At 72.4% G+C, this 16671-nt stretch carries 11 protein-coding genes; 8 read left to right on the forward strand and 3 right to left on the reverse strand.

The window, feature by feature from the left end:
• Positions 1-82: 82 nt before the first annotated feature.
• Both ACFYYB_RS32400 and ACFYYB_RS32405 read right to left on the reverse strand, forming a co-directional pair.
• The gene (locus ACFYYB_RS32400; RefSeq protein WP_389439863.1) at positions 83-2056 is read right to left on the reverse strand and encodes an MFS transporter; all 1974 of its coding nucleotides are present in this window, start codon (positions 2054-2056) and stop codon (positions 83-85) included.
• Positions 2057-2213: 157 nt separating this feature from the next.
• The gene (locus ACFYYB_RS32405; protein WP_389439865.1) at positions 2214-3938 is read right to left on the reverse strand and encodes a D-alanyl-D-alanine carboxypeptidase family protein; all 1725 of its coding nucleotides are present in this window, start codon (positions 3936-3938) and stop codon (positions 2214-2216) included.
• A gap of 616 nt (positions 3939-4554) precedes the next feature.
• Between ACFYYB_RS32405 and ACFYYB_RS32410 the strand changes: the two genes are divergently transcribed.
• The 4 genes from ACFYYB_RS32410 (at position 4555) to ACFYYB_RS32425 (ending at position 8316) form a co-directional block, all read left to right on the forward strand.
• Positions 4555-5925, forward strand: a complete 1371-nt coding sequence (locus ACFYYB_RS32410) for a hypothetical protein (RefSeq protein ID WP_389439867.1) — start codon at positions 4555-4557, stop codon at positions 5923-5925.
• A gap of 141 nt (positions 5926-6066) precedes the next feature.
• Positions 6067-6801, forward strand: coding sequence for a GPP34 family phosphoprotein (locus tag ACFYYB_RS32415; RefSeq protein ID WP_327306242.1), 735 nt, complete (start codon positions 6067-6069; stop codon positions 6799-6801).
• Between the two features lie 236 nt (positions 6802-7037).
• Positions 7038-7919, forward strand: a complete 882-nt coding sequence (locus ACFYYB_RS32420; protein ID WP_389439870.1) for a helix-turn-helix domain-containing protein — start codon at positions 7038-7040, stop codon at positions 7917-7919.
• A 187-nt stretch (positions 7920-8106) separates the two neighbouring features.
• Positions 8107-8316 carry a DUF397 domain-containing protein gene (locus ACFYYB_RS32425; RefSeq protein ID WP_328299311.1) on the forward strand — a complete coding sequence of 70 codons (210 nt, stop codon included), beginning with the start codon at positions 8107-8109 and terminating at the stop codon, positions 8314-8316.
• A 190-nt stretch (positions 8317-8506) separates the two neighbouring features.
• Here the strand turns inward: ACFYYB_RS32425 and ACFYYB_RS32430 are convergent, their stop codons facing one another.
• Positions 8507-9352 carry a hypothetical protein gene (locus ACFYYB_RS32430; RefSeq protein WP_389439872.1) on the reverse strand — a complete coding sequence of 282 codons (846 nt, stop codon included), beginning with the start codon at positions 9350-9352 and terminating at the stop codon, positions 8507-8509.
• 128 nt (positions 9353-9480) lie between these two features.
• Here ACFYYB_RS32430 and ACFYYB_RS32435 point away from each other — a divergent pair, with 128 nt between their 5' ends.
• The 4 genes from ACFYYB_RS32435 (at position 9481) to ACFYYB_RS32450 (ending at position 16605) form a co-directional block, all read left to right on the forward strand.
• A complete protein-coding gene (locus tag ACFYYB_RS32435; protein ID WP_389439874.1) occupies positions 9481-10698 on the forward strand; it encodes a PLP-dependent aminotransferase family protein in 1218 nt (405 codons plus the stop codon).
• Positions 10699-11381: 683 nt separating this feature from the next.
• Positions 11382-12173 carry an SDR family oxidoreductase gene (locus ACFYYB_RS32440; protein ID WP_389439876.1) on the forward strand — a complete coding sequence of 264 codons (792 nt, stop codon included), beginning with the start codon at positions 11382-11384 and terminating at the stop codon, positions 12171-12173.
• A gap of 40 nt (positions 12174-12213) precedes the next feature.
• The gene (locus ACFYYB_RS32445) at positions 12214-14811 is read left to right on the forward strand and encodes a bifunctional FO biosynthesis protein CofGH (RefSeq protein ID WP_389439878.1); all 2598 of its coding nucleotides are present in this window, start codon (positions 12214-12216) and stop codon (positions 14809-14811) included.
• Between the two features lie 141 nt (positions 14812-14952).
• On the forward strand, positions 14953-16605 hold the full coding sequence (locus ACFYYB_RS32450; RefSeq protein ID WP_389439880.1) for a hypothetical protein: 1653 nt from the start codon (positions 14953-14955) through the stop codon (positions 16603-16605).
• The last annotated feature ends 66 nt before the right edge of the window (positions 16606-16671 follow it).

Genomic DNA, 16671 nt, shown 5'->3' on the forward strand with positions numbered 1-16671 from the left:
CCAATCGGACTACTGGGATCGTATGCATATATAGGGCCCAACGCACCCGGACCAGACGTAAAGAATGGTCGATCAAGGACGGTCAAGGACGCGGCGGAGTCGGGCGCTCCGGCGGCCCCAGCACCTCGTAGAGCAGTTCCTCCGGGCACGGCGTGCCCCGCGGGAGCTGGTACTTCGCCGCGATCCGGTACTCCCCCGGCGCCGGGGCCAGCAGTTCCGTCCACTCGTCCCCGATACCGTCCGAGGGCGCCTTGAACAGGCATCCCGCGGTGTTCGCGTAGACCTTGGGCTCGGCGACCGTGCCCTTCGGCGTCGCCTTCCCGGCGGCCTTGGAGGCCTCCGTCTCCTGCGGCGGTTCCACCGGCTTGCCCGCGCCGTCGACCAGACCCAGCCACGGGGAGTGCGGGATGCGCACGAGCACCCGGCCGGCCTGCTTCACGTCGATGACCAGCTGGTCCGCGCTGGCCCGCACCACCGTCGCCTGGCCGGCGACCAGGTTCGTCGGGTCGGTGACCTTGAAGAGCTGCCAGTTCGCGTCGCCCCAGATCTGCTGGAGGTACGGGAGCCCCTCGCGCACCAGCTTCGCCTCGTCCCGCCCGCCCTCATCGGGTTTGTCGGCGGGCAGCACCACGTAGTGCACGGCCCAGCGGTCCAGCCACTCGCGGTAGCTGTATGCCGTCAGGGTGTCGTCGTAGAAGACCGCGTTGCGTTCCAGATCGGCCTGCCGGTTCCAGCCGCGCGCGAGGTTCACGTACGCGGGGAAGGCGGAGGACTCGCGGTGGCTGCTGGCCGGGACCACCTCGACGCGGCCGCGGTCGGCGCCCGCCTTCTGGAGCTGGTCCACCAGCGGGGCCAGCTCGCGGCTCCAGGAGGCCAGCGGGGTGGTGCGGACGATGTCGGTGACGCTGTTGACGGTGATCCAGGCGGTCACCCCGGTCAGGGCGAGGAGCAGCCCGTACCAGCGGCGCGTGCGCGGGGCCTCGTACGGGAGGGCCGCGAGCAGCACCACCCCGCCGAACAGCATGGCCAGCCGGGTCACGTTCGAACCGACCTGGGAGTCGATCGCCCAGGTCAGCGCCACCCCGAGGGCGTAGATCGCGGAGGCGGTCCGGACCGTCTTCCAGCCCTTCGGTACGAGGAACAGCGCGGCCAGCGCGCACCCGAAGGGCAGCGCCGCCGAGAGCAGCTTCATCGGCTGCGTCCCCGAGAAGGGGAACAGCCAGGAGGACAGCCCGACCACCGCCGCCGGGGCCAGGCCCAGGGCGTACGCGCCCGGGCGCCGGCCGTTCAGGAACAGCGCGGCCGCGATCACCCCGAGGAACAGTCCGGCGACCGGGCTGGAGGCGGTGGCGATCGCCGCGAGCGGCGCGGCCACGGCGGCCTTCGCCCAGCGCCGCTCGGCCCATTTGCGGGGCCAGCAGAAGACGGCGGCGACGGCCCCGAGGGCGAACATCACGCCGAGCCCGAAGGTGACGCGGCCCGACAGGGCATTGCACAGCAGCCCGTACACCCCGGCCAGGGCGGGCCACAGCGGCTCGCGGACGGCGCCGCGACAGCGGGTCAGGATCATCGCGAGCAGCCCGGCCGAGACCGTACCGGCGATCATCATCGTGGTGCGGACGCCGAGCACGTGCATCACGTACGGCGAGACCACGCTGTACGAGACCGGGTGCATGCCGCCGTACCAGGCGAGGTTGTACGCCGAGTCGGGATGGCGGCCCACGAACTCCGCCCAGGCGTCCTGCGCGGCGAGGTCGCCGCCGCTGTTGGCGACGGCGAAGAACCAGATCAGGTGCAGCAGCCCGGCCAGCGCGGTGGCCACGGCCACGGGGTGCCGGCGGGCCCAGCCGAGGGCGCGGAGGAGCGGCCCGGGGCCGGCTTGCGGGCCGGGGGCCCCCGCGGCCCCCGGGGCTTCGGTGGCCTCGGCGGGGCGCGCCGGAACTCCGCCCCGGCCGTGGGCGCCGTTGCCCTGGCCGTGCCCCTGCTCCTGGCTCCGACCCCGGCCGCGCCCTTGCTCCTGGCTCTGGCCCTGGTCCTGCCGCTCAGCGGTGGTCACGCCGACGTACTCCCCACTCCGGTCCCTCGGGTGCGTCCCTCGGTTCGTAGACGCGATCCGCCGCCCCGGGGTTGCCCCGGGGCGGTCGCCGGACCCGTTCCGCGCACGAGCGCGGCGTCGACCGGCTGCCTGCGGGCCGCGGCATGCGGCCCGCGGGTCAGCCGACGCGCGTCAGCTTCTTGCCGAGGCCGGGTGCGGTGAGGTCGCCCTGCAACGCCACCGGCACCTTCACCTGGCTGGCGCCCTCGCCGACCGTCAGCATGCCGATCTCCGAGCCCGCCTTGGCGGTCTGCGGGAGCTGGGTCGCCCCGTCAGCCAGCTTGATGGCGATCGTGAGGGTCGGCCAGCCGACCGCCTGCACGTCGGCGGTGGCCACGACCGGAACCTGGGTGCCGAGTCCGTCGTCCACGTAGCCGACGACATCGCCCTTCTTGATGACGGGCTCGGCCTTCAGCATCTTCTGCGTGGCGAGCATGATGTCCTTGCTCGCCGCGATCGCGGTGCCGAGGATCGGGACGCCGTGCTGGCCGAGCACCGCTCCGACGATCAGCTGGTTGGTCTTGCCGACCTTCTTCTCGGCGGCGAAGAGCAGGTTGCCGCCGGCCTTGGTGGTGGAGCCGGTCTTGATGCCGAGCGAGCCGTTGAAGGGCACCAGGTCGTTGTAGTTCCGCCACTTCTTGCCCGCGGGGTCGGTCCAGGACGGCTTGTTGGTGATGTCGATCAGCTCGGGCATCTCGACGATCTTGAGGCCGAGCTTGACCTGGTCCTCGGCGGTGCTGACCGTGGTCGCGTCCAGACCCGACGGGTCCGTGTACGTGGTGTTGGTCATGCCGAGTTCCTTGGCGGTGTCGTTCATCTTCTTGACGAACGCCTCCTGCCCGCCGTCCCAGCGCGCGAGCAGTCGCGCGACGTTGTTGGCGGACGGGATCATGATCGCGGAGAGGGCGTCGTGCTGCGAGATCGTGTCGCCCTCCTTCAAGTTGTTGACCGTGGACTCGCCCTCGGTCTCCTTCTTGCCGTCGTCGACCGCCGTCTTGTCGACGGGGATCATCTGGCCCTTCTCCCCCTTCTTCATGGGGAAGTCCTTGAGGATGACGTAGGCGGTCATGGCCTTGGCCACGCTGCCGATCGCCACGGGCTTCTGCTCGCCGAAGGTCCCGACGGTGCCGAGGCCGGCCGCGGCCATGTAGGCCTGGCCCTCCTTCGGCCACGGCATGGACGCCTCGGCGCCCTTGAAGGTGTACGAGGCGTTCGTGGTCATCTTCAGCGTCGGAGCCGGCAGCGGGCGCACGAGCTGGACGACGGCGAGGACCACCGCGAGGAGCACCAGGATCGGCGCGTAGATCTTGAACCGGCGTACGGCCGTACGGGCCGCGCTCGGCGGCGGGGGCGGGTTGTTGGTGAGGTCCGCCAGCATGTCGAGCGGCGGCTTGGGCGGCAACGGCTGCTGCGTGGTCCGCTCGGGGGACTCCCGCGTCACGGGGGTCCGCACGCCGGCGGGGACCGGAGTCCGCCCCGGGGCCGGAGCGCTGGGCGCACTGGGCGCGCCGGGCGCGCCGGGCGCGCCCGCGGTGGGCCGCGCGGGCCCGTCGTCGCTCCGCAGCGGTACGAAGGTGCTCGCCCGCTCCGCACCACCGGCACGCGCGGACCCCGCCGGAGCCGACCCCTGCCCGACGCTCCCGCGCCCGGCGGAGTTGGGCCCCTGGCCGGGGGTGGCGGGGTTGGCGGTGTCGGGCTTGATGGCCCGGAACACAGCCGTCCGCTCGCTGTCGACCGGCTCGTCGTCGGCCGGACCGGCCGGAGTCGGGGGCTTGACCGCGCGGAACACCGCAGTCCGCTCGCTGTCCTCCGCCGAACCACCCGGGGCCGACCCGGGCTTCACCGCCCGGAACACGGCCGTCCGCTCGCTGTCGCCCGACTCACCGGAGTCACGACCGGCGGGAGCACCGGGAGCGGTCCGACCGCCCGGGGCCGCCGGAGCACCCGGGGCACCAGAACCGGTCCGGCCGCCCGAGGCCGCCGGAGCGCCGGAGGAGGCCGGGGCACCCGGAGCGACCTGGTTGCCCGGGGCTGCCTGGTTGCCCGGCGCAGCCGGAGCACCCGACGGCGCCGATGAGCCCGGCGCGCCTGAGGGAGCCTTGGTACCGGAAGAACCCGGGGCACCCGCGCCCACCCGATTCCCCGGCGCGGCCGAACTGCCCGGCGCGCCCGAAGGAGCCCGGTTGCCGGAAGAAGCCGGGGCACCCGGTGCAGCCGGAGCGCTCGAAGGCGCCTGGGCGCCGGAGGAAGCCCCCGCACCCGCGGCGGCGTCCTTGCCCGGAGCCGCCGAAGCGCCCGAGGCGCCTCGGTTACCGGAAGGAGCCGGAGCACCCGGGCCCGCCTGGTTGCCGGGGGCAGAGGGCGAGCCCGCGGCGTCCGAAGGGGGCCGGACGCCCTGAGAAGCCGGGTTGCCGGCAGCCGCCTGGCGGCCCGGCGCAGCCGGGGAACCCGAGGCGTCAGTGCCAGCCTGGCGGGCCGAAGGAGTCGAAGGATCCGCCGCCGAGGAGGCCGGGGCATCCGACGGGGCACGGGTGCCGGGCGAGCCCGGGGTACCCGACGGCGCCTGGGAACCGGGGCCCGCCTCGTCGCGGGACGCCGCCGAGGAAGCCGGGGCATCCGACGGGGTCCGAGTTCCGGGCGAGGCCGGGGTGCCCGACGGAGCCTGGGTACCCGGGCCCGCCTCGTTGCGGGACGCCGCCGAAGCCGGGGCATCCGACGGGGCACGGGTGCCGGGCGAGGCCGGGATGCCCGACGCAGCCTGGGTACCGGGGCGGGACTCCGCCGAGGGGGCCGGGGTGGTCGGCATGCGGAAGACGGCCGTGCGCTCGCTGTCGGCCGGGGCCGCGGCGGAGTCGGCGGGGCGACCGGTGCGGGCCGGCGGCGTGACCGTACGGAACACCGCCGTGCGCTCGCTCTCGACCGACCCGGCGGCAGCCTCGGACCCGCCCGAGGTGCCGGAAGCGGAACCCGTACCGGAGCCCGCGGGCAGACCCGTGCCGGCCGGCGGCGTGGCCGTACGGAACGACGCCGTACGGTCACCCCCGATCGACCCGGCGGCGGCCGGAGCGGCCCCCTCGGAGCGGTCGGAGCGGTCGGCGTCGGCCGGCGGCGTCACGGCACGGAAGGCGGTCGTACGGTCGCCACCGACGGGCGCGCCCGAGGACCCGGCCCCGGAAGCGGTGCCGGGCGCGGACGTCGAAGCCGCAGGTCGGCCGGCATCCGTACCGGAGCCCGCCGCGGCTGCGGGCCGGGCATCCGAGGCACCCGCACGCCCGGAAGCGGAATCCGACGCGTCAGGAGAGTCGGTGGAATCGGCGGAGGCCGCGGAGGAGCTGGAGGCCGCGGAATCCGCGGCGCGGGCAGTCGGGGGCGTCACGGTGCGGAACACCGCCGTGCGCTCGCTCTCGACCGCCGCGCCGGCGGACTCACCGCCCTCGGACCCCGAAGCGGAATCCGAATCGGAAGCAGGATCGGGGTCGGACTCAGACTCGGGGTCAGAAGCGGAGTCGGCACCCGTGCCGGCCGCGTCCGCGGGCAGGGCCCTGAAGACCTCGGTCCGCGCGCCCGGCGCGCCCGGCGTCTCGTCCTGCTCGTCCCCGGAGGGGGAGTGCTCCGCCGTGGCCACCCACGCGGCCACCGCTTCGCGCAGCGGATCGCGGTCCGCGGGACCGTCCTCCGAGTCCCTCGGGCCGAACAGCGACACCCTCGGGTCACGCCCCTCGGACGACTCCGCCGTCCCCGACGTTCCTTCATCAACCGACTTGTCGGGGGACTCGCCCGCCACCAGTTCCTCCTCGATCGCCTTCACGCCCGGCTGTCCGAATGTCTAACAGTGTCCCGTCTAGGGGGCATCGCCCCCGTGCTAGACGAGAACGACATAGCTGACGGTTCCCCCACAAAGCGGCCAGGCACTCTCGACAGATGAATGTGAGAGGCGTCACCCTGTCACTCATCCACGCGGGGAGGCATGGATGGGCAAGAGCCGCAGAACGATTCCGGAGGAGCTTTTGCTGCTCGCCTTGGACCCGGCCACGGGTACCACGGCGCAGCCGCAGTCGCTCGACCTCGGCCTGGCCGGGGCACAGCTAGTGGAGCTGGCTCTGGCAGGACGGATAGCCCCTGATGGGGATCGTATCGCCGTGGTGATGCCACGGCCGACAGGAGATCCGACTCTGGACTCCGCACTGGAACTGCTGCGCAGGCGCGGCAGCCCGGTTCGGGCGGTCCACTGGATCGGCGGACCCCGACTGGGGCTCCGTCAGATTTACCTCGCTCACCTGGAGCGTTGCGGCATGGTTCATGCCGTCGCGGGCCAGATGTGCGGGGTGCTGCCGACGACTCGCTACCAAGCGACCGACACAGCGATCAGCCGGGAGATCCGTGGCCGGCTGGACAGTGCGATCCGCACCGGCGTACCGCCGGACCCGCGGACCGCGGCGCTTGCCGCACTGGCCCACGCGGTCGGACTCGGCAAGCACCTGTACCCCGGCAACGAGGGGCGGTCGTCCAGGTCCCGACTCCGGGACCTGATCCGGCACGACCCGATGGGCGGACTGGTGGCTCACGCCGTCATGGACGTCCAGAACGGCGTGGCCGCACAGCCACGCCGCGACCGGGCACCGGCACAGCCCGCCAGGGCAACGGCGACAGCCGCCGCCCTGCAGCCGCGCAGGACCGGTGCGATGGCCCGCGTGGCCGCGCACTGATCCACCGGCAGCACACGCAGGACAAGCAGGGCAAGCAGTAATCGCAACCGCCGACGCGCGGGGCGACGGGGCCGGTACGCCGGTCCCGTCGGCCCGCGCGTTTGCTTTTCCCACCCGTTCCCACCCGTTCCCCAGCGGGGTCACGTCCTTCGGTGGCAGTCTGCTCACCAGCAGACACGCAGAGAGACAGCAAAGAGACAGAAACAGCAACAGAAGAAGGCGGAGGTGCCGTTCACGTGGCGTCCAATGTCAATCCCACCGTCCGACGCCGCCGACTGGGCATGGAGTTGCGCAAACTGCGCGAGGACAAAGGCATGACGGCCGAGCAGGTCGCGGAACGCCTGCTCGTCTCCCAGTCGAAGATCAGCCGGCTGGAGAACGGCCGCCGTTCCATCAGTCAGCGCGACGTCCGCGATCTGTGCGACGTCTACGAGGTCGAGGACCGGCGGCTCGTCGACTCCCTCATGCAGATGGCCAAGGATTCCCGCCAGCAGGGCTGGTGGCACGCCTTCGGCGACATCCCGTACAGCGTCTACATCGGCCTGGAGACGGACGCCGCCAGCCTGCGCACCTACGAACCCCTGGTGATCCCGGGGCTGCTCCAGACCCCGGAGTACGCCCAGTCGCTCGTCCGCGGCGCGTGGCCGGAGACGGCTCCCGTCGACGTGGAGAAGCGCGTCCAGGTCCGGATGCACCGCCAGAAGCGGCTTCACGAGACCGAGAACAGCAATCCCGAGATCGGGCCGCTGCGCCTGTGGGCGGTCATCGACGAGGCCGCCCTGCGGCGGCACGTGGGCGACGCCCAGCTCATGATCCGGCAGCTGGAATTCCTGATAGAGCAGTCGGAGAAGCCGCACGTCACGGTCCAGGTGATGCCCTTCTCGGTGGGCGCCCACCCGGGCGTCAACGGGCAGTACGCCATTCTGGAATTCCCGGACGCTTCGGACTCCACGGTCGTCTACATCGAAGGCGTGACGAGCGACCTGTATCTGGAGAAGGCCAACGACGTCCAGAAATACAGCGTGATGTACGAACATTTGCGCGCACAGGCCCACAACGTGGACCAGACGCGGCAGTTCATCGCGCAGATCATCGAGGACTTCGCGGGCAAGGAGTAAGGGGGTTCGGCGAAAAGGCCGGTACGGTACACCGTCACTCCCCGGCGGCAGAAGACCTGAATGGAATATGCCACTCGGTCGGGTGAACGCCCCCTTCGCACAACGGGAGCTGCGGGTAGCGTCGATCACGTCAGCCGGAGCAATGGCCGACATGACACCGGAACCACTCGCTGAACCGGAGAGAAACATGGCTATTCGTCAAGGTGCAACGGAAAACTGGACCAAGTCCTCGTACTCCGCCAACGGTGCCTGCGTCGAGGTCAAGTCCCCCGTCATGGAGGCCATCGCGGTCCGTGACTCGAAGGTGCAGGACGGTCCGTCCCTCACCTTCGCGCCCGGCTCCTGGACCTCGTTCGTCGCCGACGTGACCGAGGGCCGGCTGGGACGCCTCGCCTGAACGTCGAAGCGACCCTCCCGGACCGCCGTCACACGACCGGTGCCACCGGCTCCACCGCAAGACCGGCACCGCCAGCGCCACCCGCACCACCAGCACCACCTGCACCACTGACTGGAGCCCTCTCGACCGGCCCGCCGTCGCCTGCCGAGGGGGCTCGGCCATGTCCGGGCCCCGGCGCCTCCGTCCCGGCCTACCTCAGCTGATCCACGTACCGGTCCGTCCCCGGCACCGTCGGGATGAACGGGGCCACCAGCTCCACCCGCCCCAGCCCCGACTCCGCGACCTCCGCGTCCAGCCCCTGGAACCGGTCCCAGCACTCGCGCGGGTCGGCCTCCAGGAACCACAGCAGGGTCAGCCGGGTGTCGACCCCCTCCACCTGCTTCACGTACGTCATCCGGTCGCCCGGCAGCGGCGTCGGCCGGAAGACCGTGACCATCGCGGCCGGTGAGCCGGCCAGCCGCTTCGGCAGGGCCCGCGAACGCAGCCACTCCAGCAGCTCGGCCCGCCGCTCCGGGCCCTCCGCGTCGATGACCTGCACCACGAGCCCGCCGTACGGGTGGTCGAGGGCGTGGAAGTCACGGGGGCCCGCGGCGCCGTCCCGGTAGACGGTGGCCTCGTGGTCCTGGAACGCGGTGAAGACGTGCGTGCGGTCCTGGTAGACCCGGCCGTCGCGGTTGAGGCGCTTGTTGATGCCGACGGTCCACTTCATGTGCTCGTCGTAGCGGCCCTCGGTGACCCAGTACGTGGAGATGTAGCACCCGGCGGTCACGGGCTGGGCCACCGCCGACTTCTCCGGGTAGCGCAGCTCCTGGAGCTCGCGGGTGGCCACCCAGCGGCGGCCGGCGAACATCCAGGGCATGGCCATGGCGCCGGCGTAGTAGTGGTCGTCCTCGTACCAGCGGTTGTACGCGAACTCGTGGCCCGGGTGCGGTTCGACCATGGTGATCAGCGCGTGGCCGGGGTGGACTCCGTAGGGGCCGACCGAGGCGAGCTCGGCGTAGTCGTCGGCCCGGATGTTCCGCTCGTCTGCTGTCATGGGAGACGGTCTAGCTGATGCGACGTCAGATGGGGAGTCCCTGGGGGCTGTTCAGTACTTGATACATAACTGCCATCTACACCTACTCGCCGCTACGATGCCCGCACCCGCCTCCCGAAGGAGCCACCGTGCCTGCCTCAGCGCCCGCCTTCGCACCGCCCTCCACCCCGCAGGTCGCCACCCCGCCGCCGCCCTTCGCCGCCCGGATCCGTACGACCGCCCCCTCCACCGTGCGCGAGATACTCGCCGTCACCGCCCAGCCCGGCATGATCTCCTTCGCCGGCGGCCTGCCCGCCCCCGAACTCTTCGACACCGAGGGCCTGCGGGCGGCGTACGACTCCGCCTTCGCGCGGTCCGCCGGCCGCGCCCTCCAGTACTCGACCACGGAGGGCGCCCCCGAACTGCGCGCGGCGGTGGCGGCCCGGATCGACCGGCAAGGACTGGCGACCACCGCCGACGACCTGCTGATCACCACCGGATCGCAGCAGGGGCTCGGCCTGATCACGACCGCGCTCATCGAGCCGGGCGACGCGGTGCTCGTGGAGAACCCCACCTACCTGGCGGCGCTCCAGGGGTTCGCGCTCGCCGGCGCCCGGGTGATCCCCGTCCCGTGCGACGGCCAGGGCATCCTCCCGGACGCCCTGGCCGAACTCGTCGCCCGCGAACGCCCCAAGCTGCTCTACACGATCCCCACCTTCCAGAACCCGACCGGCCGCACCCTCCCCGCCGACCGCCGGGCCGAGATCGCGGCCGTGGCGGCCCGGCTCGGCCTGTGGCTCCTGGAGGACGACCCGTACGGTGAACTCCGCTACGAGGGCCGCGCACTGCCCCGGCTCGCCTCCTACCCCGGGGCCGAGGACCGCACGGCGCTTCTCGGCAGCTTCTCGAAGGTCATGGCCCCCGGACTCCGGCTCGGCTGGCTGCGCGCGCCGGCGGCGCTGCTGCGGGGCGCGGTGCTCGCGAAGCAGGCGGCGGACCTGCACACCTCGACGGTCGACCAGCTGGCGGCGGCGGAGTACTTGCGTACGGCTGACCTCGACGCGCACGTGGCGGGGGTCCGCGACGCGTACCGGATCCGGCGCGACGCACTGCTGGCGGGCCTGCCCACCGCACTCCCGCAGGGCTCCACGTGGAACCGCCCCGAGGGCGGGATGTTCGTCTGGGCCCGGCTGCCCGAGGGCCACGACGCGATGGCCTTGCTCCGCGCGGCCACCTCCCGGGGGGTCGCCTTCGTCCCCGGAGCCCCCTTCTTCGCCCGCGACCCGGACCCCCGAACGCTCCGCCTGTCGTTCACGACGCACACGGCCCCAGAGATCCAGCAGGGCCTAACCCGCCTGGCCCCCTAGCCCCCGACGCGGGCCGGAGCCCCCCACTGCCCCCTCACCGCTGCGCGGGGCCGAGCTCCCCGCTGCACCCCTCCCCGCTGCGCGGGGCGAAGCCCCCTGCTGCGACCGTTGCCGCTGCGCGGGGCGGAGTTCCCCGCTGCGGCCCTTTGCCGCTGCGCGGGGCGGAAGTCCCCTACCCGCCCTTCCACCGTTCCCCGGGCGCTGCCCGGACCCCGGTCCTCAAACGCCGGACGGGCTGGGAAGGGGTACCGGGCTGCGCCCGGACCCCCTGGGGCTCCGCCCCAGACCCCGGTCCTCAAACGCCGGACGGCTGAAATGGCGCGGGCGGACTGGAAAACCCATCCCCGACCGACTGAAAGCAGCCCGGCCGGGGCTGAATGTCCTCCCAGCCGGGGTCGGTGGCTGCGTGCCGGGTCGGTGACGGGGGCGGGGTGGGGTGTTGGCCTGGACGTAAAACGTGATTTGTGGCGCTAGAGCACCCCGCACCCTGTCGGAGTCGGAGACAGGGCGCCTAAATCATGCAGTCCAGGCCAACACCCCACCCCGCCCCCGGCACCGACCCCCACCCGCAGCAGGCCCGCCGGCCCAGGCAACCGCGCCGCACCCAGGACCTTCCCTCCCCGCCCCCCACACCGTAGCCTGACGCCCCGTCAGATTCATCGGGCCGCCAGGAGGGCCGCACCATGTCGCCGCTACTGCTGCAGGGCAAGACCGTCATCGTCTCCGGCGTAGGCGCCGGCCTCGGCCACCAGGTGGCCGCCACCGTCGTCCGCGACGGCGGCAACGCCGTGCTCGGGGCGCGGACCGAGGCCAACCTCGCCAAGGCCGCCGCCGAGATCGACCCCGGCGGCACGCACACCGCGTACCTCCCCACCGACATCTCCGACGAGCGCCAGTGCGAAGCACTCGCCGCCCTCGCCCAGGACCGCTTCGGCGGGGTCGACGCCGTCGTCCACGTCGCCGCCTGGGACTCGTACTTCGGCGGCCTCGAAGACGCCGACTTCGGCACCTGGCAGCAGATCCTCGACGTCAACCTCCTCGGCACCCTGCGCATGACCCGCGCCTGCCTCCCCGCCCTCAAGGCGGCCGGCGGATCCGTCGTCATCATCGGCACCCAGTCCGCCATCGCCTCGCCCAACGAGGTGCAGCAGGCCGCCTACGCCGCCTCCAAGGGCGCCCTGACCTCCGCCATGTACTCCATGGCCCGCGAGCTCGGCCCGCACCGCATCCGCGTGAACACCGTGCTCCCCGGCTGGATGTGGGGCCCCCCGGTCCAGGCCTTCGTCACCTTCACCGCGCACACCGAAGGCGTCCCGGAGGCCGAGGTCCACGCCCGCCTCACCGACCGCATGGCACTGCCCGACCTGGCCACCGACGGGGACGTCGCGGACGCCGCCGCCTTCCTCGCCTCCGACCGTGCGCGGGCGATAACCGGCCAGTCTCTGCTGGTCAACGCCGGGGAACTGATGCGATGAGCCCCTCCGTGCGCGCGCGAGCTGATCGTATGCTCGGGCCATGACCACTCCGAGTGACGCTCCGACCGAGAACTCGATGCGCCGCGCGCTCCGCCGCGCCCGCGACGGCGTCGCGCTCGACGCGACCGAGGCGGCCGTACTCCTGCAGGCGCGCGGCGAGGCCTTGAAGGACCTCGCCGCCTCCGCCGCTCGGGTCAGGGACTCCGGCCTCCAAGCCGCGGGGCGGCCCGGCGTCATCACCTACTCGCGCAAGGTCTTCATCCCCCTCACCCGGCTGTGCCGGGACAAGTGCCACTACTGCACCTTCGTCACGGTCCCCGGCAAGCTCCGCCGCGAGGGCCACGGGATGTACCTGTCCCCCGACGAGGTCCTCGACATCGCCCGCAAGGGTGCGGCCATGGGCTGCAAGGAAGCCCTGTTCACGCTCGGCGACCGGCCGGAGGACCGCTGGCCCGAGGCCCGCGAGTGGCTCGACGCGCACGGCTACGACGACACCCTCGCCTACGTGCGCGCCATGGCCATCCGCGTCCTGGAGGAGACCGGCCTCCTCCCCCACCTCAACCCCGGCGTGCTGTCCTGGTCGGACCTCCAGCGCCTCAAGCCCGTCGCCCCGTCCATGGGGATGATGCTGGAGACCACCGCCACCCGCCTGTGGTCCGAGCCCGGGGGCCCCCACCACGGCTCCCCCGACAAGGACCCGGCCGTCCGGCTGCGCGTGCTCGAGGACGCCGGACGCTCCAACGTGCCCTTCACCACGGGCGTGCTCATCGGCATCGGCGAGTCCTACGAGGAGCGCGCGGACGCCTTCTTCGAGCTGCGCCGGATCCAGCGCAGCTACCACGGCATCCAGGAAGTCATCGTCCAGAACTTCCGGGCCAAGCCCGACACCGCCATGCGCGGCATGCCCGACGCGGAGCTGGAGGAGCTCGCGGCGGCCATCGCCGTGGCCCGCCACATCCTCGGCCCGGGCGCCCGCATCCAGGCCCCGCCGAACCTGGTGGACTCCGAGTACGCGCTGCTCATCGGCGCCGGCATCGACGACTGGGGCGGGGTCTCCCCGCTCACCCCCGACCACGTGAACCCCGAGCGCCCCTGGCCGCACATCGAGGAGCTCGCCGAGCGCACCGCGGCCGCCGGTTTCGAGCTCCGCGAACGCCTCACCATCTACCCGGAGTTCCTCCAGCGCGGCGAGCCCTGGCTGGACCCCCGCCTGCTGCCCCACGTACGCGCGCTGGCCGACGCGGACAGCGGGCTCGCGGACGAGTCCGCGACCGTGGAGGGCCGGCCGTGGCAGGAGCCGGACGAGGGCTTCACCGCCTACGGCCGCACCGACCTGCACACCACCATCGACACGCAGGGCCGTACCGGCGACCGCCGCGACGACTTCGACGAGGTCTACGGCGACTGGGAGGCCCTGCGCGAGGCCGCGGCCCCCGGGATGGTCCCCGATCCCGAGCGCATCGACACCGAGGTACGGGCGGCGCTCGCGCAGGCCGCCGACGACCCGACGAAGCTCACCGACGAGCAGGCGCTCGCCCTGCTGCACGCGGACGGCCCGGCGCTGGACGCGCTCTGCCGGATCGCGGACGACCTGCGCAAGTCGGTGGTGGGCGAGGACGTCACGTACGTCGTGACCCGCAACATCAACTTCACCAACGTCTGTTACACCGGCTGCCGCTTCTGCGCCTTCGCGCAGCGCCGCACGGACGCGGACGCGTACACCCTCTCGCTCGACCAGGTCGCCGACCGGGCCGCGCAGGCGTGGGACGTGGGCGCGGTCGAGGTGTGCATGCAGGGCGGGATCCACCCGGACCTGCCCGGGACGGCCTACTTCGACATCGCGCGGGCCGTGAAGGCGCGCGTGCCCGGCATGCACGTGCACGCCTTCTCGCCGATGGAGGTCGTCAACGGCGCGACGCGCACGGGGATGTCCGTACGGGACTGGCTCACCGCGGCCAAGGAGGCCGGCCTCGACTCCATCCCCGGTACGGCGGCGGAGATCCTGGACGACGAGGTCCGCTGGGTCCTCACCAAGGGCAAGCTGCCGACGGCGGACTGGATCGACGTGGTCTCCACCGCGCACGAGCTGGGCATCCGCTCCTCCTCCACGATGATGTACGGCCACGTGGACCAGCCCCGCCACTGGCTGGGCCACTTCCGGACGCTGGCGCGCATGCAGCAGGAGGCCCACGCCAAGGGGGTGGAGGGCTTCACGGAGTTCGTGACCCTCCCCTTCATCCACACCAACGCCCCCGTCTACCTCGCGGGCATCGCGCGCCCCGGCCCGACGGTGCGCGACAACCGCGCCGTGACGGCGATGGCCCGCATCCTGCTCCACCCGCACATCACCAACATCCAGACCAGCTGGGTGAAGCTGGGCTCGGAGGGCGCGGCCGAGATGCTCCGCTCGGGCGCCAACGACCTGGGCGGAACCCTGATGGAGGAGACCATCTCGCGGATGGCCGGCTCCAGCTACGGCTCGTACAAGTCCGTGCGGGACCTGATCGCCGTCGCGGAGGCGGCCGGCCGGCCCGCGAAGGCCCGTACGACCCTCTACGGGGAGGTCCCGGAGGAGCGCCAGGCCGCGGCCCGCGCCTCGGACGGCCACCTGCCGGAGCTGTTGCCGGTCCTGGACTGAGTCGCCACCGGACGCGTCCGTGCGTGAGCCGCCGGGCCGGCTCGCGCACGGACGTGTCCGCACACACCCCGTCCCCGTACAACCATCGGGCGGGGTGAGCGGTCTCCTCGGTGAGTGACGGACGTCATCCCCGGGGGAAACATGAACAAGCGCATCACCGCCGTGCTCTGCACGGCGACGGCTCTGGGAGCCGTACTGGCCGTGCCCACGGCCGCCCAGGCCGACGAATCCCGGCCGAAGGGCTTCAGCGCACGCGTGGAGCACGAGACGGTCACCCTGGACTTCTCCGGTGATCCGCCCAAGGACCTCAAGGTGCACCTGCGCAAGAAGGGCACGACCAAGCGGGTCGCCACCGTCACGAGCTTCCACCCGGTCCGTCCGGAGGATTGGGATCCCTGCGCGGATTCCTGCGGGGACCCGGACCCCACGTGGTTCCCGGTGCGGACCGCCCCGCTGAAGCTCGCCGATCTCGGCGAGTACGCCGTCGACGTGGAGTACGACGGCACCGGGGGCGAAACCGTCCTCCACAAGGACAAGGCCGTGCTGACCTACCAGGTGCGGCCGTCCTTCACGAACCTGAAGGCCACGAACGGGGTGTCGTTCGCGCGGCCGGACACCGTGGTCTCGGGTGACATCAAGCTCTACGACCCGCGCAACGGCTCGCTGAAGCCGTACGCGGGCGGCGCGTTCACGACCCGGACCGGCACCGTCAGCTCACCGCTGACCGCCGACGCCAAGGGACACTTCACGTCGAAGGTCACCTTCTCCGGCGCCGAGTCCGGCACGACGCGGGCCGGCCACGACTCCACGTACGTCCACCTCGCGAGCAAGGCCAACGGCTCCGAGGAGCGGGCTTCCGTGGCGGTGCCCGTGACGGCGTCCACGGCCGCACGCATCGCCCTGGACTCCCCGACCGTGACCGGCCCCTACGGAACGGCCGGCAAGGTGAGCGGCACGGTCACCTGGAAGTCCGCCGACGGCTCGTGGAAGCCGGCGCCCGCGGGCCTGAGGATCGCCGTCGACACCGGCGCCGGACTGCCGCACCACCTGACGACGGGGAGCGCGGGCCGGCTGGAGGGATCCGTGCCCCTGACGAAGGACACCACCTGGCGGATCGGCGCCGACAGCCCCTGGGCGTCCTCGGACACCCGGGAGGTGACGGTGGACACCACCGGCGGCACCGCGTTCATCGACTTCGGGACCACGCTGCTGCAGAGCAAGTACCTGGAAGTGAAGGGCACCTTCCTGAGCGTGGAGGTCCCGGCCGGCATCACCTCGCTGGAGGTGGACTTCCAGTACTCCGCGGACGGCAGGACCGGCTGGACCACCGTCAGGAAGCAGACGGTCACGGCCAACTCGGCCGACGCGTTCGAGGAACGGGTGCGCTACCCCGGACCGGGCTTCATGCGACTGCGGTACGTCGGTACCCCGGACATCCGCGGCTCCGTCACGCCCGCGGTGCGGCTCGCCGAACGGACGACGACGGCCATCCCGGAGTTCAACGCCGCGCCCGAGCCGGTCAAGAAGGGCCGACCGATCACGCTCACCGGAAAGCTGACCGAGAAGAGCCCCGACTGGAAGCCCTTCGCCGGCCAGACGGTCCGCTACTACTTCCGGCCCGCCGGAACCATCGCGTGGAAGCCCATGGGCCTCTCCAAGACCGCCGCGGACGGCACCTTCACCAGGAAGTTCACCGCCGACGCGACCGGCTCCTGGCTCGCCAAGTTCGTCGAGCCCACCACGGCCCACTTCAGCGCCTCCAGCCGCGTGGACGAGGTCGTCGTCACCCCGTGATCCGTCACCCGTGACCGCGAGCCGCGCCCCGGTGGAATGGACCCTTCGGTCCTCTCCACCGGGGCG

The sequence above is a fragment of the Streptomyces sp. NPDC002886 genome, assembly GCF_042888445.1.
GTDB lineage: Bacteria > Actinomycetota > Actinomycetes > Streptomycetales > Streptomycetaceae > Streptomyces.

Excerpts from the sequence above, each read along its gene's own strand:
- ACFYYB_RS32415 (WP_327306242.1), top strand. The coding sequence starts at position 6,067 with ATGGGCAAGAGCCGCAGAACGATTCCGGAGGAGCTTTTGCTGCTCGCC.
- ACFYYB_RS32450 (WP_389439880.1), top strand. The coding sequence starts at position 14,953 with ATGAACAAGCGCATCACCGCCGTGCTCTGCACGGCGACGGCTCTGGGA.
- ACFYYB_RS32445 (WP_389439878.1), top strand. The coding sequence starts at position 12,214 with ATGACCACTCCGAGTGACGCTCCGACCGAGAACTCGATGCGCCGCGCG.
- ACFYYB_RS32430 (WP_389439872.1), bottom strand. The coding sequence starts at position 9,352 with ATGACAGCAGACGAGCGGAACATCCGGGCCGACGACTACGCCGAGCTC.
- ACFYYB_RS32425 (WP_328299311.1), top strand. The coding sequence starts at position 8,107 with ATGGCTATTCGTCAAGGTGCAACGGAAAACTGGACCAAGTCCTCGTAC.
- ACFYYB_RS32440 (WP_389439876.1), top strand. The coding sequence starts at position 11,382 with ATGTCGCCGCTACTGCTGCAGGGCAAGACCGTCATCGTCTCCGGCGTA.